This window comes from Pedobacter kyungheensis, from assembly GCF_000812965.1.
GTDB classification, from domain to species: domain Bacteria; phylum Bacteroidota; class Bacteroidia; order Sphingobacteriales; family Sphingobacteriaceae; genus Pedobacter; species Pedobacter kyungheensis.
In genome coordinates, this window is the sequence record NZ_JSYN01000004.1 from 76,021 (window position 1) to 97,332 (window position 21,312).

Below are 21,312 nucleotides of genomic sequence, written 5' to 3' on the forward strand. Positions count from 1 at the left end.
CGCTAAAAGATTATTGAAAAATGAAATTATTAAGATCAAAATATAAATATATAGCCTGCCTGCTCTTTTTATGGGCCTGCGTGCTAAACGTTTACAGCCAAACACCTGATGAGCAGCTTACGGTTACAGGCAGGGTAGTAGATCAGGACAAAAAGCCTGTGGCAGGTGTAGCAATCTCCATTCAGGAAGATAAGACCAATAAATCGGTTACCACTGGTGCCGACGGACGTTTTACGCTTGCAACCTCTACCAGCGATGTGCTTGTTTTTAAATATGTAGGTTATCTGATGGTGCTTAAACCAGCGGCTGAAGTAAGCAAAGGTGATGTTGTTTTAACCAAAGCACTTATTGATGCCGGCGACAATGATAATGTATACATCCCTTTTGGGGTGAGGAAGAAAAGAGAAGTTACGGCTACCATCAGTACCATTACTACCGATGATTTACCGCAAATCCCGTCTTCATCTTTAACCAATGTGTTTACCGGCAGGTTACCCGGACTGGCCATTTATCCAAGCGGTTCGCAGCAGCCTGGTTATGATGTATCGAGCTTTTTAATCCGCGGGCGTTCTTCTTACAACAGCAATCAGGAGCCTTTGGTGCTGGTAGATGGTATTGAGCGCGATTTCAGATCGATGGATTTAGGAGAAATAGAAAGTGTAAGTGTATTAAAAGATGCGGCAACACTGGCCTGGTATGGCATGTACTCGGCAAATGGGGTAATTTATGTAAAAACCAAAAGGGGCAGTGCTACTTCTACCAGCGTTACTTTCGATGCGCAGGCAGGTTTACAGGCTCCTTTGCAAATTGCTGCGCCATTAGATGCGTACACTTATGCGAGTTTATATAACGAGGCTGCTATTAACAGCGGTGGCACCGCTGTTTACAGTCCGGCAGCTTTACAGGCCTATCAGGATGGTTCAGATCCCATCAAATATCCAAATAACAACTTTGTACGCGATTTTACCAAGCGTGTAGCACCCACGCAGCGTTATGTGGCTACAGTTACCGGTGGTAATGCTTTTATTAAATATTATACTTTGCTGAGCGCTTATCAGCAAGGAGGTTTTTATAAGGGTGGCCATAACGATACTTATGATGCCAATACCGATTTTAACCGCTATAATTTAAGGACCAACATCGATTTGCATGTAAACAAGAACCTGGATGTAGCTTTGGATATCGGCGGCAGGATTACCAATCTTACTTTTCCTAATGCTGGTACAGCAACCTTTTTATCAACGGTTTATTCAACTCCTGCCAATGCCTTTCCGGTTATTAATCCAAACGGATCATATGGCGGAACATCGATATTTACCCAGAATAACCCACAAGCCATGCTCGAGGCCAGGGGAGCCAGTACCGATCTGGTACGTAACATGATGGCCACCTTAAGCGCCCGTCAGAAAATGGATGGCATATTAAAAGGCCTGACAGCAGAAGTATTTTATGCTTACGATATTGCCGGTGCATACCGTTCGGGCTTTAGTCAGCAGTATGCCACCTCAGAGTTAAAAGCCGATGGTACTTACACTACTTACGGTACGCCGGTTAAGGTCGATTATCAGGCCAATGCATTTTCGGGTAATATCCGTAAAAGTGAGTTTTGGGCTGGTTTCGATTACAACAGAATCTTTGGTAAGCATGATATTAAATTCAGCACCCGTGTTTCGCGGGCAAACTATGCCTCTTTCGGGAGTTTAGATGTACGTCGCGAGGGTTGGTCTAACCGCTTATCTTACAATTATATGCAGCGCTATTTTCTGGATCTTACTGCTGCTTATGCTGGTTCGGAGAATTTTGCACCAGGTTCGCGTTATGGTTTCTTCCCTGCTGCATCGGCAGGATGGATCATTTCCGACGAGGACTTTATGAAAGGTTCGACAAACTTTCTCGATTTCTTAAAAATCAGGGGTTCTTACGGGCTGGTGGGTAATGATGCCATTGGCACAGCCAGAAGGTTTGCTTACAACGATTTCTTTACCAGAAGTGCTACAGGTTATACCTTTGGTACGGGTTATACCGGTGTAAGCGGCTCGGGCCAGCTGGCTTTGGCTAACCCTTTCTTAACCTGGGAAAAAGCTTATAAAACCAGTGTAGGCTTCGATGCTAAAATGTTTAAACAGGCGCTATCCATCAGTGCCGATTATTTTTACGAAGACCGCAAAGATTTAACCACCGCATCGCTGCTGCCAAGTTTGTTGGGCCAGTCGTTAATTTATGTTAACGAGGGTGAGGCATCTTACAAAGGTTTCGAAACCGGTATCAATTTCAATAAAAAACTGGGAGGCGTAAACCTGAACGTATTTGGTAACTTCACTTACAATACCAGTAAAATATTGGCCATTAACGAAGGTGCCGGATTACCTGATTACCAAAAGCAGCTGGGGCATCCCATTTCTAGTGTAATTTCTCCGGCAGCTACTGCCAATACAGCTGCAGGTTACGTGAGTATGATGCTCATTTCTGATGGTATTTTCCAAAACCAGGCACAGATTGATGCTTCGGCAAAGCAGATCTTATCTAAAGATGTTAAGCCCGGCGATATTAAATATGTAGATCAGAATGGAGATGGTGTAATTAACGATCTTGACCGCGTAAGAACCGATTTCAATTTTGTTCCCAAAGCATATTTCGGTTTCGGTGCTTCAGTCTCTTATGCCAATTTTGATGCTAACTTCTTGTTTCAGGGCACCAGCGGCCGCTCCATTACCATACAGCAGCTCGTAAATGCAGGCAATACCAATAATGGCTTTTTAAACCAGTTTAGTGTAGATCGCTGGACGCCAGATAATCCCGGAGCGCCTTATCCAAGATTGTTGTTAACCGATCGGGGTAACAATACCGCTGCTTCCGATTTCTGGATCAGATCAGGCGATTATATTCGCTTAAAAAATGTAGAGATTGGTTATTCCTTATCACCTTCATTTATCAAAAAGTTAAGAATCAAACAACTGCGTTTTTATGCCAGTGGCTTAAACCTGCTCACTTTCGATAAACTGGGCGATTTGCCAATCGATCCTGAATTGCCGGAGTCGGGTTACAATTCATCTTATCCATACATGAAAATATATTCGTTCGGTGTGAATTTGAAATTTTAACAGCTAAGACCGTGAAGCCGATCGGGATGCAAATTCCGGCAGGCTTCACCTTAAAAAACTAAAAGAGATGAAAAAAAATATATTTTATTCAATCCTGATTCTGGCCATAAGCTGCTCTGCAGGATGTAAAAAAAGCGGATTTCTTCAGGATGGCGAGTTTAGCGGGGGGAACGATATTACCCAGGCGCAGTTGTGGGCCAATCCTGATTATGCCCGTAATTTCCTGAACAATGTTTATGCATCACTTTCTGATCGTTACGATCTTGACGATGGTGCATTGCTGGCTTCAGCTTCTGATGAGGCCGTAAACTCCAACCAAAACTCATCAGTTAACATTTTAAACAATGGCACCTGGAGCCCCGTTAAAACTTTTGATGATGTGTATTTTGCCATGTATTCAGGCATCCGCAAGGCCAATATGTTTCTCGAAAATATAGATGGGGCGGTAATTGTGCCTGCAGATGAAACTTTTCCGTTAAACAATGCGGCAAATCAGGGGATGGAGCCACAAATTGCACGCTTAAAAGGTCAGGCTTATTTTTTACGTGCATTTTTCCAGTTCGAATTGCTTAAACGTTATGGCAGTTTTGCCATTGTAACCCGTACGCTTACGGTAACCGATGATCTGGATTTACCCAGAAATTCTTTCGACGACTGCGTAAAACAGATTTCGGCTGATTGCGAGGAAGCCATTTTACGCTTGCCTTTATCGCCAACCGAATGGAATACACCATTGCGTGGAAGAGCTACCCAAACTGCGGCTATGGCACTTAAAGCCCGTTTGTTGTTGTACGCGGCTAGTCCACAATATAACCCGGGAGGAGATGTGGCTAAATGGCAGGCAGCAGCCGATGCGGCAAAGCGGATTATCGATACCGGTAAGCATGGTATCTACACTTCTTATCCTAACATTTGGTTATGGAATAATGGTGCTTTCAATAACGAAACCATTTTTGCTACGGCAACTTTAAACACCAATACCATTGAGCAGAACAACGCACCGGTGAGTTACGATGCCGCTAATGGCCGTACCAACCCCACACAAGAGCTGGTTGATGCTTTTGAAATGAAAACCACCGGTAGAATGATTAGCGATGCTGCTTCCGGGTATTCGGCAACAGCACCTTATACCAACCGCGATCCGCGTTTAAACTTTGCCATCATGTACAATGGCTCAACTTTTAAAAGTAAGCCGGTTGAAACTTTTGTAGGTGGTAAAGATGGTTTGGGTTTGAACGTAAATGCAACAAAAACCGGTTATTATATGCGTAAATACCTGAGCGAAAGTGCATCGTGGGCCGGTAACAGTGCTACTGTACGTCGCCCGTGGATTTTCTTCCGCTATGCAGAAGTACTTTTAAATTACGCTGAAGCCTTAAACGAAGCGCAAGGTACCGGTGCATTGACGCAGATTTTAACAAGTTTAAATGCTATACGGGCCAGAACTGGGGTAGCCATGCCTGCTTTGCAAACCACCAATCCGGCTGCAAACGGTTATGTGGCGCCAACCAAAGAAGAGTTGCGTAAACGCATCCGTAACGAGCGCAGGGTAGAGCTTTGTTTCGAAGAACAACGTTTTTACGATGTGCGCAGGTGGAAAGAAGGCGAAATTACATTTAACAAAGCTGTTACAGGAATGCGGATTACCCAGGTTAGCCCTGGCACCTTTACCTATGCGCCTTTTACCGTAGAAAACCGGGTTTTTACGGCTAAAAACTACTTATATCCCATTTCTCAGAACGAATTAAATAAGGCACCAAAGCTGGGACAGAACCCCGGTTATTAAAAAAAACTAGATTTTGCTCAAATTTAGGCGGACGGTGGAAACACCGTCCGTTAATTAATTGTTAGTTTTGGGATAATCAAATAATTAATAAAAACTTAAGTTATGCTAAAAAGAACCTATAGCGTATTTATAATCTGCTTTTCGCTTCTTTCATCAATCAGTTACGGTCAGGTTACGGCTATACAAAATATTCAGGCACGTAAAATCCAGAGCCTGAATGGAAAATGGAATTACATTGTAGATCCTTACGAAAACGGTTATTACGATTATCGTCACGAACCATTCGATCAATCAAAAACCGGAACCGGTGGCTATTTTGATGATAAAGTACAAAAAGATAAGTCAGAACTGATTGAGTATGATTTCGACCATTCGCCGCAAATGAATGTTCCCGGCGACTGGAATTCGCAATCAGAAAAATTAGAACTTTACGAAGGCAATGTTTGGCTGCGCAAAAAGTTTGATGCAAAACCCGAAAAAGGGAAAAGATATTTCGTGTATTTCGGTGCGGTAAATTACGAGGCACATGTGTATCTGAACGGCAAAAAGCTAGGGGTACATAAAGGTGGATTTACGCCTTTCCAGTTCGATGTTACCGGTAATTTAAAAGCAGGCGAAAATTCAATCGTGCTTAAGGTTGATAATATCCGCAAGCAGGACGAAATTCCAACTGTAAATACCGACTGGTGGAATTATGGCGGCATTACCCGCGATGTTTTCCTGGCCGAATTTCCGGAACATTTCATCAGCGATTATAAACTTCAGCTGGTTAAAGGCAACAATAACCTGTTAAATTTCAGTGTAAAACTGGCTGATGCCACTTCGGGTCAGGAGGTTACTTTGTCTATTCCCGAACTTAAGTTAGAGAAAAAATATAAAACCGATAGTGAAGGTAAAATTACCGATGAATTTACCTGGAACAACCTCAGTTTGTGGTCGCCGGAAAGCCCTAAGCTTTATGGCGTAAACATTAAAACCGATAAAGAAGATATTAACGATAAAATTGGTTTCAGAACCATTCAGGTAGACGGCGACAGCATTTTGTTGAATGGTAAATCGGTGTTTTTAAGAGGGATTTCACTGCACGATGAAAACCCGCTTTTGGCGGGCCGTTTACGTTCAGAAGGCGATATGCGCATGATGTTGCAGTGGGCAAAAGATATGAACTGTAACTATGTACGTTTGGCACATTATCCGCACAACGAAGAAATGATCCGTTTGGCTGATGAGATGGGCTTGCTGGTTTGGGCCGAGGTTCCAGTTTACTGGACCATCAGCTGGACAAATCCTGCTACTTATGCCAATGCTAAACAGCAGCTTACCGATTTAATTGTACGCGATAAAAACCGCGCCAGTGTAATTGTATGGTCGATAGGAAACGAAACTCCTTTAAGCAGTGCACGGTTAAGCTTTATGAGCAACCTGGCCGAAACTGCCCGCACACTGGATGATACCCGTTTGGTTGCAGCGGCGCTGGAAGTACACCGTGACGGAAATAACATCATTTTAAACGATCCTCTGGGTGAGAAAATAGATTTGGTGAGCTTTAATGAATACGCGGGCTGGTATTGGGGAGGCAATCCTTCAGAAATTACCAAATACAATTTCGATATCAAGTACAAAAAACCAGTGGTTATTACAGAGTTTGGCGGCGATGCCTTAGGTGGTTTCCACGCCGATGAAAATACACGCTGGAGTGAAGAATACCAGGAAGCCTTATACAAAAATCAGATTACCCTACTAAGTAAAATTGGTGCCTTACGTGGCATGACACCATGGATTTTAACCGATTTCCGTTCGCCAAGAAGACAGCATCCTATTTACCAGAATTTCTGGAATCGCAAAGGTTTAATTAGCGAAACCGGCAAGAAAAAGAAAGCATTTTACGTACTCAAAGATTTTTACGGCCAAATGCAGGCCAAATACAAATAAACAATGAACAGATTTACGACAATTGGTTTTGCTACAAAATTGATGCTTTCGGCATCATTGTTAATCATTTCTTGTGCCAAGAGTACCGCTATCGATACTCCAATAATAAAGGTAGAAGAAAGCTTGCAGAAAAATATGCCTTTCCCCATGGGAGCAGCCTTAAATGTAAGTTTGTTAAAGAGCAATGCCAGTTATCGTAATCTGGTAATTAAAGAATTTAATAGCGTTACCGCCGAAAATGCAATGAAATTTGCTTCGGTACATCCTGCTAAAGATACCTACACCTGGGCTGATGCCGATTACCTGGTCGATTTTGCACTGGCCAATGGCAAACGTGTGCACGGGCATACTTTGAATTGGTACCAGTCGCTACCCGATTGGGTTAAAAACTTTCAGGGAACCACCGCCGAATGGGAAAATTTATTGAAAACCCATATCCAGACTGTGGTTGGGCATTTTAAAGGTAAAGTCGCTTCGTGGGATGTGGTAAATGAAGCGGTTAACGAAGATGGCACCCTGCGCAGCACCATCTGGCTGGAGAAACTGGGGTCCGACTATATTGGCAGGGCATTTCAATATGCGCATGAGGCAGATCCGAATGCCCTGCTTTTTTACAATGATTATGGTCATGAGTACAGTGCTAACAAGCGTACCGCCATCATCAATCTGGTTAACGGTTTAAAAAGTAAAGGCATCCCGGTTGACGGGATTGGCCTGCAAATGCATACCAATGTAAACCAAAGCGATGCTAATTTAACTGCCGCGATAACTACTGCTGCGGCAACCGGACTAAAAGTTCATATTTCTGAAATCGATATCTCGCTTAATCCGGCCAATACACCCGGAGCAACTTATACTGCCGCTTTAGCCGAACAACAGGCCGCCAAATATAAAACCATTGTTAAAGCTTACAATGCCATTCCTAAAAATCAGCAGTTTGGCATTACGCAATGGAATGTTAGCGACGGCGATAGCTGGATTTTATCATTTTATAAACGTGCCGACTGGCCTTTGCCATTCGATGCACAATATCAGCGTAAAGCAGCTTATCAGGGAATTTTAGACGGCGTTAAATAGCAAAATATATCCATGAGAAAATATTTTTTACTGGCTTTAATTTTAGGCCTTTCTGCCACCGCTACGGTCGCGCAGGATGGTACAGCTGGTTGGTGGGCCACCAACCATTGGAGCAATCCCACTCATACGTCACCCTGAATTTATTTCAGGGTCTCTGATTGAGAAAGAGTGGCTTTAGTTGAGAGGTGCTGAAATAAATCCGATAACTATCGGATCAGCATGATGATAGAGTTTAGAAGGACTAAATAGGATAAATGAAATACTCCGTGCCTTCCGTGTTTCCGTGGCAAATAATATTAGCCACATATGCACGGAGAAACACGCAAAGGGTGAGTGAAGTAGGATAGGATAAAAATAATTTGCTCTGTGTACTTAGTGCCATAGTGGTTAAATAAAAATGGTTCGTGTGGACACGAACCATAGCGTTGAGAAAAATGAATTACTCCGTGCCTTCCGTGTTTCCGTGGCAAATAATATTAGCCGCCTATGCACGAAAAACAAGATGAGCCTAAGCTGGTTGGTGAGCCACCAACCATTGAATAGAAATAATTTGTTTTGTGCAGATAGTGCCTTTATGGTTAAATAAAAAAATACTAATTCCTAAATAACATGAGCCTACTACCGCTCCGTATTTTATCGATAGATGTTTTAAGGGCCATCACCATGTTGCTGATGATCTTTGTAAACGACGTGGCCGGCGTATCGCATATTCCGGAATGGATTAAGCATACCGAAGCCAATGTAGATGGAATGGGCTTTTCTGACCTCATTTTTCCTGCCTTTTTGTTTATTGTAGGGCTCTCTCTACCTTTCGCTTTGGCAAACAGAAAGAAAAAGGGCGATAACGTTTGGCAACTCATCGGCTACATTGCCTTAAGGTCGCTGGCGCTCATTTTGATGGGCTTTTTTCATGTTAATTTAGAAAATTACAATCAAACATTAGCCTTATTACCATACCCGGTGTATACGCTTTTGGTTACGGTGGCTTTTTTTCTCATCTGGTTAGATTATGCAGGTGATATTTCGAGAACAAAAAAATACAGCTTTATTGCTTTGGGGGTTGTATTATTGGCTGCCATGGCCTTGCTCTACAAAGGTGGTAGTGCCGAAGATCCGCAGGGTTTAAAACCACATTGGTGGGGTATATTGGGTATTATTGGCTGGGCTTATCTCGTTTCGGCCCTGGTATTTTTATTGTGCCGTTCCAGTTTACTTGCACTCATGGTCGCCTTTACGCTTTTTGCAGGTATTAATGTAAGCAGCCATTTGGGCTTGCTAAAGCTGCATATTCCAGTTGTGGGCGATGCTTCTTCCATCACATTAATGCTTGCAGGTGCTTTGCTCGCTACCTTATATACGAAAACCACAGGAGCGGGCAAATCAGCCGATTTTTGGTTTTTAACTGCCTTTTACGGCTTGCTTGCTTTTTGCTTCGGTATGTTTATCAGGCCTTATGCCGGTGGTATTTCTAAAATTTATGCCACTCCGGCCTGGGTATTTGTGTGTCTTGGCATTTCTATCCTGGTTTTTGAGTGCTTGATTTTTCTGGTAGATGTGAAAGGTAAAAAAGATTGGTTTAAATGGATCAAACCTGCCGGAACAAGTACTTTAACCTGTTACCTCATTCCGTATCTGCTATATGCCCTGATGGGGATTGTACATTTTCATTACCCGCATTTCTTAAATACCGGTGTAGGTGGAATCCTCAGGTCAGTTTTTATTTCCTTTCTGGTAATTGGTATTGTGGCCTTTTTGGAAAAGAAAAAATTGCGTTTAAAAGTTTAATTTTTAAAATAGATGTTAAAACAAATTAAGTATATAGGTTCGTTTATTTTGTTGTTATTCAGTAATTTATTGTTTGCGCAGCAATCGGTAAGGTTAAATAACAACTGGGAATTTTTAAAGCAAGATTTAGGTGGGATTTGGGAGGCTGTGCGGCCTGTGGGTTTAGGTAATCCCGAGTCTGTTCCGCTGTGGCAGAAAGTAAGCCTGCCACATTGTGTAAACGCCGAAGATGCCGTAGATCCTGATGTAAACTATTACCAGGGACCAGCCTGGTACCGTACCAACCTGAAAATTGAAAATCCATACCAAAACGGACGCACCATTTTGCATTTTGAAGGTGCCGGACAAAAAACCGAAGTTTATGTGTACACCACAAAAGTAGCCACGCATGTAGGTGGTTATGATGAATGGACGGTTGATATTACCGATGCTGTTGCAGCTTTCCAGAAAACGGAAGTTTACCAGAAGCAGTTTAAAGGAAAGGTGCCGGTTGCTGTACGTACTGATAATTCGCGCGATTTGGAAATGATTCCTTCCGATCTCTCTGATTTTAATGTTTATGGTGGTATTTACCGTTACCTTAATCTGGTTTACACGCCACCTTTATCGGTTGATAAAATGTTTGCTAAGGCCGAGGTTGATGCGCAGGGGAAATTGGGTAAACTGAATGTAAAAACGCGTTTGTATAATCCTTCAGGCTTAAATAATGCCACAATTGAATTAAAGTTGGTTGATCCGGCTGGTAAAATTGTAGCTAAAAGCACAGAGAAGCCTGGGAATTTAAGCGGCGATTTAGATTTGCGGACAGTCGAAGTAAAGAAACCGCAATTGTGGTCAACAGATAAACCTGCACAATACACATTGCAATATGAAGTCATCTCTACAGCCGGAAATTACAGGGGCGAAGAGAAAATTGGTTTCCGCAATATCGAATTTGTAGAAAAAGGCCCTTTTAAACTAAACGGACAGCGTTTATTGTTGCGTGGTATGCACCGTCACGAGGATCATGCGGGAGTAGCTGCCGCCATGACCGAGGGCATGATCCGCCAGGAAATGCAGATGATGAAAGATATGGGCGTTAATTTCATCCGACTGGGACATTACCAGCAATCGCGCATTGTTTTAAACCTTTGCGATAGTTTGGGGATTATGGTTTGGGAAGAAATTCCCTGGTGCCGTGGCGGATTAGGTGGTCCGGTGTATCAGCAACAAGCGAAAAGGATGCTCACCAATATGGTAGAACAACATTACAACCATCCCGCCATTATTATCTGGGGAATGGGTAATGAAAACGACTGGCCCGGCGATTTTCCGGAATTTGACAAAGAAAAAATCAGGGCTTTTATGAAAGAACTGAATGATTTATCGCATCAACTGGATAAATCGCGCTATACGGCCATTCGCCGTTGCGATTTTTGCAGTGATATTGTGGATGTATATTCTCCTTCGATCTGGGCGGGTTGGTACCGTGGGGCTTTCACTGATTATAAAAAAGCTTCAGAAGATGAGTTTGCCAAAGTAAAGCGTTTTTTGCACGTAGAGTGGGGTGGAGATAGTCATGCTTTACGCCATTCAGAGAATCCCGATAAAGCTTTAAGTAAAATTAAAACAGGCGGCGCAACCGATGAGCGGGCAGGCGATGCTTCGCTATACGGTGGTGCAGCCAGGATTTCTAAAGATGGCGATTGGAGCGAATCTTATATCACCAATTTAATCGACTGGCACTTAAAAGAACAGGAAAATATGCCCTGGTTAAGTGGTACAGCCTACTGGCCTTTTAAAGATTTCTCTACTCCCGTGCGTTCCGATAACCCGGTGCCTTATATGAACCAGAAAGGGGTAGTTGAGCGCGATTTTACCAAAAAAGAAGCTTATTATGTTTTTCAGTCATATTGGACAAGTCAGCCCATGGCCCACATTTACGGGCATAGCTGGCCGGTACGCTGGGGAGATGAAGGCGAAGAAAAAATGGTAAAGGTATATTCGAATTGTACCGAAGCCGAAATTTTCCTCAATGGCAAAAGCTTTGGCACTAAAAAGAGAAATAGTCAGGATTACCCTGCAGCCGGTCTGCGCTGGAACCTGCCATTTGTAAAAGGCGAAAATACCGTTAAGGTTATCGCTAAAAAAGGTAAAGAAACAGTGACCGACGAAATTAAATTTACCTATCAAACAGAAAAATGGACCAAACCAAGTCAGCTGGAACTGAAGAAAATCGATCAGCAGGGCGATATTGCTACGGTAGAAGTGAAGCTGCTGGATAGCCACAATGTACTTTGTTTAGATGCCATCAACTGGATTAGTTTTGGTTTAACCGGAGATGGTAAATTAATTGACAATCAGGGTACTTCGTCTGGTTCACGTAAAGTGCAGGCTTACAACGGCAGGGCAATTATTAAAGTTAAATTAAACAAGGGGCAAAGCATGGTTTCGGTTGCTTCCGAAGGTTTAAAAACAGTATTCACCACACTATAATTTAGCATGAAAAGAATTATTTCCACTTTGTTTCTGGCGGCTTGCTGTTTGCTTGCAACAGTTTTAACTTCAGCCGCCCAGCAAACTACAAAGAAAGGTAGTTTAGAAAAAGAAGCTACAGCTTTATTAAAAAAGCAGATCCTTACTGAAGCTGCCTGGGCCATGAAACAAGCCCCGATTACCATTACCACTTCTTCATCGCCAAGAAGTGCAGGCGGTAAGCACGATTTTTTCTCCGAAGCCGATTATTTCTGGCCCGATCCTCAAAATCCTGACGGACCATACATTAACCGAGATGGAATGACCAATCCCGATAACTTTGTAGCCCACCGTAAAGCCATGATCCGTTTTAGCAAGATCATAGGTGCCCTGGCATCGGCTTATAAAGTTACCGGAGATGAAAAATATGTGCAGCAAGCCGTTAAACACTTTCAAGCCTGGTTTATCAATTCAGCAACGCTGATGAATCCAAACCTGCTTTTCGCTCAGGCGGTAAAAGGCCGGTTTACAGGACGTAATTACGGCATTATCGACACCATACATTTAATGGAAGTGGCGCAGGGAGCGCTGGTGATGCAAAAAGCAAAAGCTTTTGATCCTGAAACCGCGAAAGGCGTAAAAAAATGGTTCAGCGACTATACCTTATGGCTAAATACCAGCAAGCCTGGTATTCAGGAAAAAACCGTAAAGAATAACCACGCCACTTGCTGGGCCATGCAGGTGGCATCCTTTGCTAAATTATGTGGCGACGAAAGCATGCTAGATTCGCTGCGCAACAGTTATAAAGCCATTCTTTTGCCTAACCAAATGGGCAATGACGGCCGTTTTCCGCTTGAAATGGCCCGCACCAAACCTTATGGCTATTCGATTTTTAACCTCGATGCCATGACCATGCTTTGCCAGATCCTGTCAACTCCCAAAGATAACCTCTGGAATTTCGAAACTGCCGATGGCAAATCCATTAAAAAGGGGTTGACCTATTTATACCCTTTTATTGCGGATAAAAGCAAATGGACGCTAGCGCCAGATGTGATGTACTGGGAAAACTGGCCGGTAGCACAACCCTTTTTGTTGTTTGGCGCTGTACAATTCAATCAAGGCAACTGGTATGCCACCTGGGCCAAATTAGACCATCAGCCACAGGTAGAAGAAGTAATTAGAAATTTACCTATCCGTAACCCTTTAATCTGGTTATAATATGAACATGAAAATAATGCTAACGGCACTAAGTATGCTGTTTATCACCACAGTAAAAGCACAAAAAACCGATGTGAAGAAGGCATTTGCCGCGGCAGCCAAACAAACCGATGTATTGGTTAAAAATGTAGATTCGGCACGCAAAATAAAGCCTAATCTGGTTTCACCCCGCACTGTAGAAAATGGCGAGTTTAAAATGGTCATTTCTAAAGACTGGACCAGTGGTTTCTTTCCGGCAGAGCTTTGGTATTTTTATCAATATACCCAAGATAAAAAGTGGCTCGATCTGGCCCGGAAGTATACCGAAGATATTAAAAAGGAGCAGTTTAACAAAGGAACCCACGATTTGGGTTTCATGGTTTATTGTCCATTTGGCAATGGCTACCGCTTAACTAACGATCCGGCCTACCGAGCAGTAATTATTCAGGCAGCAAAATCGCTTTCTACGCGTTTTAATGCCAAATCAGGAGTTTTAAAGTCATGGGACCACAGTGGTAAGAAATGGGAGTTTCCGGTAATTATCGATAACATGATGAACCTTGAGCTGCTGTTCGAAACCACTAAGCTAACCGGCGATTCATCTTTCTATAAAATTGCCGTTTCACATGCCAATACCACGCTCAAAAATCATTTCCGACCGGATTTTAGCTCTTATCATGTAGTTGATTACGATACATTAACCGGTAATGTGCGTAAGAAGGAAACTGCGCAGGGCTATGCAAACGAATCGGCATGGGCCCGCGGCCAGGCATGGGCTTTGTACGGTTATACCATGTGCTACCGCGAAACAAAAAATAAAGCATATCTGGCTCAGGCCGATGGTGTTGCAGGATTTATATTAAACAGTAAAATTACCCCGGCCGATGGCATTCCATACTGGGATTATAACGATCCTAAAATCCCGGAGGTATCCAGAGATGCTTCTGCAGCAGCAATTACGGCTTCGGCACTTTACGAGCTAGCCAAATACAGCAATAATGCAAAAAAATACAAAGCAGCAGCCGATAAGATTTTATACAGCTTGAGCACCAAATACACCAGCAAAATTGGCGATAATTATGGTTTTATACTCGAGCACAGCACAGGTCACCGCCCGGCTAAATCGGAGATAGATGTGCCGATTAACTATGCTGATTATTACTATCTGGAAGCTTTATTGAGAAGTAAAAACTAAGAAGATGAAAACTTTAAAGCTATTTATTTTTGCGTTTGCAGTAGCCGGCATTTTGCTGGCCATGCGTACCGACCGCGCCCCCAAAAATAAGGTAGTGATTGGCTACGTTGGTGGTTATAAAGGCCTGGTTGATGTGAGTAAAATTTCTGCTGAGCAACTCACACACATTAATTATGCTTTTGTTGATGTAAAAAACAACCGTGCTTATTTACATCGCGAAGCCACCGATACCACTAATCTGCGGCAACTTAACCTGCTTAAACGTAAAAATCCGGCACTTAAAATCCTGATTTCGATTGGAGGATGGGCTTGGAGCGAAAATTTCTCAGATGCTGCGCTTACGGATACTTCGCGCAAGGCTTTTGCTGCCAGCGCCGTTAAAATCATCGAAAAATATAAGCTGGATGGGGTAGACATTGATTGGGAATATCCGGCAATTGCCGGTGAAGAAGGTAATGTTTTCAGGCCTGAAGATAAGCAGAATTTTACCCTCTTGCTTAAAGAATTACGTTTGGAGCTCGATACACTTGAAAAACAGGAACGAACCAAAAAGCTCTTGACTATAGCTGTTGGAGGTTTTACCAATTTCATCAACCATACCGAAATGGATAAAGCCCAGCAATACCTGGATTTTGTGAACCTGATGACTTACGATTTTTATCATGGCAGGTTAGCAGGGCACCATACCAATTTGTACAATTCTAAAACCCATCCGGCAGAAAATTATGCGGATAAAACCTTTCGCGAGTTTGTGGCCGCAGGTGTTCCGCCGGCAAAACTGGTAATGGGGATTGCTTTTTACAGCAGGGCATTTACGCTTAGCCCCGGCGCCACAAAAGGATTAGGTGATACGGTATTAAGCAGCAGGTACGGAAAGGGGTATACTTTTATTAAAGATAGCCTCGTGAACCAAAAAGGTTTTACCAAATACTACGATAAAGCGGCCAAAGCGCCATATATCTACAACGCTGCTACACAAGAATACATGACATTCGATGATGAGCAATCGGTAAAAGAAAAATGTGCTTATGTGCTCAAAAACGGAATGGGTGGGGTAATGTTCTGGGAGTATGACTCAGATTTAAATGGTTATTTGCTCAACCAGATCAATAAAAGTTTAAAATAATAAAGCATTCAGTGCTATTGAACATGGTGTCGCATCCATAAATATTTAATTAAGATGAAACATAATTTAAGCCTCCTGTTAATATTAGCTACAGCATTTAATGTTGCTGCTCAAAACAAAAAAACAGTTAAACCGGCAGCCGTTTACAGTGTTGCCAATAAAAAAGTAACGGTTTTCACCACTGCCGAAAAAACTGAATACCGCATCAGCAAAACCGAAACGCTAAATTTCGTAGCCAATAAGCAGCCTTTTGAAACAGAGCCTTGCATTTTTATCGATCCAACCATAAAATACCAAAGCCTGATAGGGATTGGCGGCGCACTGACCGATGCCTCAGCCGAAACATTTGCCAAACTCTCTAAAAAGAATCAGCAGGAACTGCTTCAGGCGTATTATAACCCAAATAAAGGCATTGGTTATACTTTGGCCCGTACCAATATTGCCAGTTGCGATTTCTCCAGCGGAAGTTATACCTATGTGCAGGATAATGATAAAGATTTGAAAACCTTTAGTGTGGCGCACGATCAGGATTATAAAATCCCCTTAATTAAACAGGCTATTACAGCTGCCGGAGGCAAACTGCCTTTGTTTGTGAGTCCGTGGTCGCCGCCCGCCTGGATGAAAGATAATAACAGTTTACTTCAAGGTGGTCATTTATTGCCGGCATTTCGCCAAAGCTGGGCCAACCACTACGTAAAGTTTATTAAAACTTACGAGGGGATGGGCATTCCCATCTGGGGTTTAAGTGTACAAAATGAGCCTATGGCCAAACAAAAATGGGAATCATGCCTGTTTACTGCTGAGGAAGAACGCGATTTTATCAAAAACTTTTTGGGACCAACACTTCAAAAATCGGGCTTAGGTGCTAAAAAGCTCATTGCCTGGGACCATAACCGCGATCAGATTTTTCAGCGCGCCAGCACCATTTTAAACGATAAAGATGCTGCTAAATACGTTTGGGGTATTGGTTTTCACTGGTACGAAACCTGGACAGGTAGCGCTATGCAGTTTGGAAACGTAAAACAAACCCATGAAGCCTATCCCGATAAAGCTTTGATTTTTACCGAGGGTTGTAAAGAGAAATACGATGTAAATAAACTCGACGACTGGACTTTAGGCGAGCGTTATGGTTACTCGATGATTAACGATTTCAACTCCGGAACAGCCGCCTGGACAGATTGGAACATTCTTTTAGATGAAAAAGGAGGCCCCAATCATGTAGGAAATTTCTGTTTTGCACCCGTACACGCCGATACCAAAAACGATAAATTGATTTATACAAATGCCTACTATTATATGGGACATTTTTCTAAATTTATCCGCCCGGGCGCTAAAAGAATAGGATCGGCTTCCAGCCGCGATAAACTGCAAACCACCGCTTTCTTAAATACCGATGGAAAGCTGGTTGTGGTCGTAATGAATCAAACGGACGATAAATTAAAATACAGTTTATGGATTAAAGGCGAGGCTGCAACCACAACAAGTCTGCCGCACTCCATAACCACATTAGTAGTAGAATAAACTAAAAAACTAAACAAATGATGAAAGAAGTGGAAAGCCCCTTTTCCCTAAAAAACAAGGTTGTAGTAGTTACAGGTGCCACAGGCGTTTTAGGAGAGGCTTTTGTTAACGGATTGAATAATGCCGGTGCAAGCATTATAGTGCTCGGCAGAAACGAAGAAATTGCCAAACTCAGGACTGAAGAGGTAGTTAATGCCGGTGGAAAAGCAATTTATATCATAGCTGACGTATTGAACGAAGAGGATTTGGTAGCTGCCAATACCCGGATTATGGAAACTTATGGCCGTATAGATGGTTTGGTAAATGCAGCAGGAGGCAATGTGGCCGAGGCTGTTATACAACCTGGTAGCGATATATTCGATTTGAATGTTACTGCCCTAAAACAAGCTTTCGACTTAAATTTATTTGGCACCATTTTGCCAACCCAGGTTTTCGGTAAAGAAATTGCCAAAAATGGCGGAAGTATTGTTAATATTTCTTCGGCTTCAGCTGTGCAGGCCATTACCCGCGTTTTGGGTTATTCGCTGGCTAAATCATCTATAGAAAGTTATACCAAATGGATGGCTGTAGAACTGGCCAACCGTTATGGCGATAAAATCAGAATGAACGCGCTGGTACCCGGCTTTTTTATTACCCACCAAAACCGGGCTTTGCTAACCAATCCGGATGGATCTCTAACCGCAAGAGGGCATGCCATTATCGCTAAAACACCATTTAAACGTTTCGGTGAGCCCGATGAATTAATTGGTGGCCTGGTATATTTGCTTAGCGATGCCTCGAAATTTGTAAACGGCGAAAATATTAAAATAGACGGGGGATTCAGTGCTTTTTCTGGCGTTTAAAAACCAAAAATCGGTATAATCTTATAAATCAGTGTAATCATATATAATGAAAAAATTAGAACAAACCTGGCGTTGGTACGGACCAAATGATCCGGTTAGCTTACAGGATGTTAAACAGGCAGGTGCAACAGGTATTGTATCTGCATTACATCACATTGCCCACGGCGAAGTATGGCCGCTGGAAGATATTAAAGAAAGAAAAGCCATTATCGAAGCCGCTGGTTTAACCTGGTCGGTGGTAGAAAGTGTGCCTGTACACGAAGCCATTAAAACCCGCAGAGCAGATGCAGGTCAATATATCGAAAATTATAAAACTTCGTTACGCAATTTAGCCGCATGCGGACTTAAAACCGTATGCTATAATTTTATGCCGGTACTCGATTGGACCCGTACGCAACTGGATCTCGAAATGACCGATGGATCAAAAGCCCTGTATTTTAACTGGATTGATTTGGCAATTTTCGACCTTTACATTTTAAAGCGCGAAGGAGCAGAGGCCGATTATTCTGCTTCAATTTTAACAAGGGCCAAAGATAAATATGCTACGCTTAACGAGCAGGAATTGATCGATTTGCGTATTAATGTATTGATGGGTATTCCGAATGAGAAAGAGATCGAACTCGAAACCCTGCGCGAGAGCATTAATGAATATAAAGCCATTGGTACGCAGGGCTTGAAAGAAAATTTAAAGTTTTTCCTTTCATCAATTGCTGAAGTATGTACCGAAGAAGGTATTAAAATGACCATCCACCCCGATGATCCGCCTTACCCGATTTTAGGATTGCCGCGAATTGCCAGTACACTGGAGGATTTTAATTATATCATTAAAGAAGTAGACCAGCCTTTTAACGGCGTTTGTTTCTGTACTGGTTCGCTAGGCGCTGGTGTTGATAATAATGCTTTAGAAATTTTCAATGCGGTTAAGGAAAGGGTTTATTTTGCGCATTTGCGTAATGTGACCAAAGATGAAGATGGCAGTTTCTACGAGGCCGATCATTTAGGTGGCGATGTAAACATGTATGAAATTATGAAAGCCCTGACAGAAGAAAATGCAACCCGCGAAGTGGCCATTCCTTTCCGTCCCGATCACGGGCACCAGATGCTTGATGATTTAGCTAAGGTAACCAACCCGGGTTATTCTGCCATTGGCCGCCTCAGGGGGCTTGCAGAACTAAGAGGTTTGGAAATCGGGGTAACCGGCAATTACTAGCAAACATAAAAAACTAATGCGCACAGTATTTAATTGTGCGCATTTTTTGCTTATGCTTAGAATTAACCATATAAGAAATATAAGGCCTTGTAAGCATGGATTTGCTGATATGACTTATATGGTTAAATGTTATTAGTATGCCCTATAATAACCATATAAGAAACATGAGCTTAAATGTGCTGATATGTCTTATGTAGTAAAAGAAAAATATACCTTAAATGTTCTAACATGACTTATATGGTAAGCGTTATGGCCTGAAATTTGATTACCTTTAACCATGGAAAATAGCAATCATCCCCTAAAAACCATCTTAAAGCCCTCAGTTATTCATGATGATTTACCTGAGGTTAAAAAGCCCGAGCATTTGCGTAAAGTACCCCTTGACCACGATAATGCCTTACCGGAAAATCCGGAAAGAAATTACCACCATGATGATCCGGCCAGCTACAGTCACGACGAATTGAGGCAGGCCGATGATGATATCTGGAATGGGGAAGACGCTTAAAGGCTCCTTTTTGTTGAAATAACCAACAAAAAATACAGTTTAAGGTGAGGGTAAGATATTTTTTAAGTGCTGAAATTAATTTTAATTGCTTCTATTTTAAATACTTATTTCAAAACTGAAAACAGCCTTCCAAATAGTTTAAAATATATTTTTACTTATTCAATAGAACTCCTATATTTGCAGCTCATTAAAAAATGAGCCTCGGTAGCTCAGTTGGATAGAGCAACGGTTTTCTAAACCGTGGGTCAGGGGTTCGAATCCCTTCCGGGGTACTTAAAGGGAAGATTGAAAAATCTTCCCTTTTTTATTGCCCATAATTTTCTCCTTAATGATCTTGATTTAAACCTTAACCTATTTTTCTTCATTCGCATAAATAGATTTCTCCGGTAACTGGAAGATCGGATTCTTGATTAATCAGCGCTTTTCTTGTTGCTGATCTGAATACAAAATCGATTTAAATCCATGCTAATTAGGTTTTATCACACAGTAAAAGGAAAGCTATCGCGAGGAGTTTATATACTTTTTTTACAACCTAAGGTTTTGAAAACTAGTCTTTTGTCAAAAAGATGATACTTGCTGTGCCACTTTATATATTATGGCTAACTTAGGCACGTCGGTCGTCCCCAATTTGATTTAATTACTTTTTTTCTAAAAATTAATTAGCTCAATGACAACACATTTGAAACAAGGAGAAATTCTCGAGCGCCTGGTACGTAGAGACCGCATGGGAATTAGCGAACTTTCAAGAAAACTTAAAGTAAGTCGCAGGACTATTTACAACTGGTTTGCCCAGGAACGGATTGATCAGGAGATTATCTGGCAGGTGGGCAGATTATTAGGACAGGATCTTTCTATCGATTTTCCAGATGCTTTCCCCGTACCCTTATCCGGCCAGCTTAAAGGCCAGGCAATTGATCAGGTTAAACCAGATCATTCGAATGCCAATGCAGTACATTTCTGGATGAATAAGTATATCAGCTTGCTCGAAAAGTATAATGATTTGCTGTCTGCAAAAGATCAGGCTGACCATGTCGAGCTTAGAAAACGACTCTTGTTTGGTAATGAAAGGACGATGATTTAGTCCTTCAAAATATGCTGTTATCCGGGTAGCAATCTTGTCGTTGAATATTAGTGTTGTTGTGTGGCACAGCATGAGTTGATCTAATGACCAGATTTTACCATATTTACAATGGTACCGGATACCTTTGTTGAAGCTTTATTTTGCTTTGGATTAATAATTTTTATGCAATTTGCGTAAATATCCAAACAGAGATTTAAATGGAAACGATAGCAGATTTTAAGCGTAGTTTAACCAACGAAAAACCCGATGTTGGTTTTACAGTTCAGCTTAAAGCATTGTGGTACGATGGGAAAGGCAACTGGGATAAAGCCCATGGACTAATTGACCAGCTAAACGATTCCGAATCGGCCCATGTGCACGCTTATTTGCACCGCAAAGAGGGCGACCAGTTTAACGCAGGTTACTGGTATAGAAAAGCAGGGCAGGTGTTTCCGGAACAATCTCTCGAAAAAGAATGGGAACAACTTGTTTTTAAGTTCCTAAAGAAATAATATTTTTTT

At 42.1% G+C, this 21,312-nt stretch carries 16 protein-coding genes and 1 tRNA gene; all 17 read left to right on the plus strand.

The features are described from left to right. The first annotated feature begins 20 nt into the window (after positions 1 to 20). Positions 21 to 3,101, plus strand: a complete 3,081-nt coding sequence (locus OC25_RS04360; protein ID WP_039472185.1) for a SusC/RagA family TonB-linked outer membrane protein — start codon at positions 21 to 23, stop codon at positions 3,099 to 3,101. 67 nt (positions 3,102 to 3,168) lie between these two features. Next, positions 3,169 to 4,887 carry a RagB/SusD family nutrient uptake outer membrane protein gene (locus OC25_RS04365; RefSeq protein ID WP_039472187.1) on the plus strand — a complete coding sequence of 573 codons (1,719 nt, stop codon included), beginning with the start codon at positions 3,169 to 3,171 and terminating at the stop codon, positions 4,885 to 4,887. Between the two features lie 102 nt (positions 4,888 to 4,989). Beyond that, positions 4,990 to 6,819 (plus strand): glycoside hydrolase family 2 protein, encoded by a 1,830-nt coding sequence (locus OC25_RS04370; RefSeq protein WP_039472188.1) that lies wholly within the window; start codon positions 4,990 to 4,992, stop codon positions 6,817 to 6,819. Between the two features lie 3 nt (positions 6,820 to 6,822). Further along, the gene (locus tag OC25_RS04375) at positions 6,823 to 7,896 is read left to right on the plus strand and encodes an endo-1,4-beta-xylanase (RefSeq protein WP_052265955.1); all 1,074 of its coding nucleotides are present in this window, start codon (positions 6,823 to 6,825) and stop codon (positions 7,894 to 7,896) included. Between the two features lie 12 nt (positions 7,897 to 7,908). Beyond that, a complete protein-coding gene (locus OC25_RS28420) occupies positions 7,909 to 8,034 on the plus strand; it encodes a hypothetical protein (RefSeq protein ID WP_280740757.1) in 126 nt (41 codons plus the stop codon). Between the two features lie 471 nt (positions 8,035 to 8,505). Then, entirely contained in the window at positions 8,506 to 9,681 is a 1,176-nt protein-coding gene (locus OC25_RS04380; RefSeq protein WP_039472190.1) for a DUF5009 domain-containing protein, read from the plus strand. A 12-nt stretch (positions 9,682 to 9,693) separates the two neighbouring features. Next, positions 9,694 to 12,156, plus strand: coding sequence for a glycoside hydrolase family 2 protein (locus tag OC25_RS04385; RefSeq protein WP_039472192.1), 2,463 nt, complete (start codon positions 9,694 to 9,696; stop codon positions 12,154 to 12,156). A gap of 6 nt (positions 12,157 to 12,162) precedes the next feature. After that, positions 12,163 to 13,353 carry an alginate lyase family protein gene (locus tag OC25_RS04390; protein WP_039472194.1) on the plus strand — a complete coding sequence of 397 codons (1,191 nt, stop codon included), beginning with the start codon at positions 12,163 to 12,165 and terminating at the stop codon, positions 13,351 to 13,353. 1 nt (position 13,354) lies between these two features. Continuing rightward, a complete protein-coding gene (locus OC25_RS04395) occupies positions 13,355 to 14,527 on the plus strand; it encodes a glycoside hydrolase family 88 protein (protein ID WP_039472196.1) in 1,173 nt (390 codons plus the stop codon). Positions 14,528 to 14,531: 4 nt separating this feature from the next. After that, a complete protein-coding gene (locus OC25_RS04400; protein WP_039472199.1) occupies positions 14,532 to 15,653 on the plus strand; it encodes a glycoside hydrolase family 18 protein in 1,122 nt (373 codons plus the stop codon). 54 nt (positions 15,654 to 15,707) lie between these two features. Next, entirely contained in the window at positions 15,708 to 17,174 is a 1,467-nt protein-coding gene (locus OC25_RS04405) for a glycoside hydrolase family 30 protein (protein ID WP_039472201.1), read from the plus strand. Between the two features lie 17 nt (positions 17,175 to 17,191). After that, positions 17,192 to 18,016, plus strand: coding sequence for an SDR family oxidoreductase (locus OC25_RS04410; protein ID WP_082018508.1), 825 nt, complete (start codon positions 17,192 to 17,194; stop codon positions 18,014 to 18,016). A gap of 46 nt (positions 18,017 to 18,062) precedes the next feature. After that, positions 18,063 to 19,226, plus strand: coding sequence for a mannonate dehydratase (gene uxuA / locus OC25_RS04415; RefSeq protein ID WP_039472205.1), 1,164 nt, complete (start codon positions 18,063 to 18,065; stop codon positions 19,224 to 19,226). A 277-nt stretch (positions 19,227 to 19,503) separates the two neighbouring features. Next, complete coding sequence (locus OC25_RS04420) at positions 19,504 to 19,731, plus strand: hypothetical protein (RefSeq protein ID WP_039472207.1); 228 nt, start codon at positions 19,504 to 19,506, stop codon at positions 19,729 to 19,731. 198 nt (positions 19,732 to 19,929) lie between these two features. Next, positions 19,930 to 20,003, plus strand: a tRNA-Arg gene (locus tag OC25_RS04425). A gap of 395 nt (positions 20,004 to 20,398) precedes the next feature. Then, the gene (locus OC25_RS04430) at positions 20,399 to 20,812 is read left to right on the plus strand and encodes a helix-turn-helix transcriptional regulator (protein ID WP_052265956.1); all 414 of its coding nucleotides are present in this window, start codon (positions 20,399 to 20,401) and stop codon (positions 20,810 to 20,812) included. Positions 20,813 to 21,009: 197 nt separating this feature from the next. Further along, the gene (locus OC25_RS04435; protein WP_039472209.1) at positions 21,010 to 21,303 is read left to right on the plus strand and encodes a hypothetical protein; all 294 of its coding nucleotides are present in this window, start codon (positions 21,010 to 21,012) and stop codon (positions 21,301 to 21,303) included. The last annotated feature ends 9 nt before the right edge of the window (positions 21,304 to 21,312 follow it).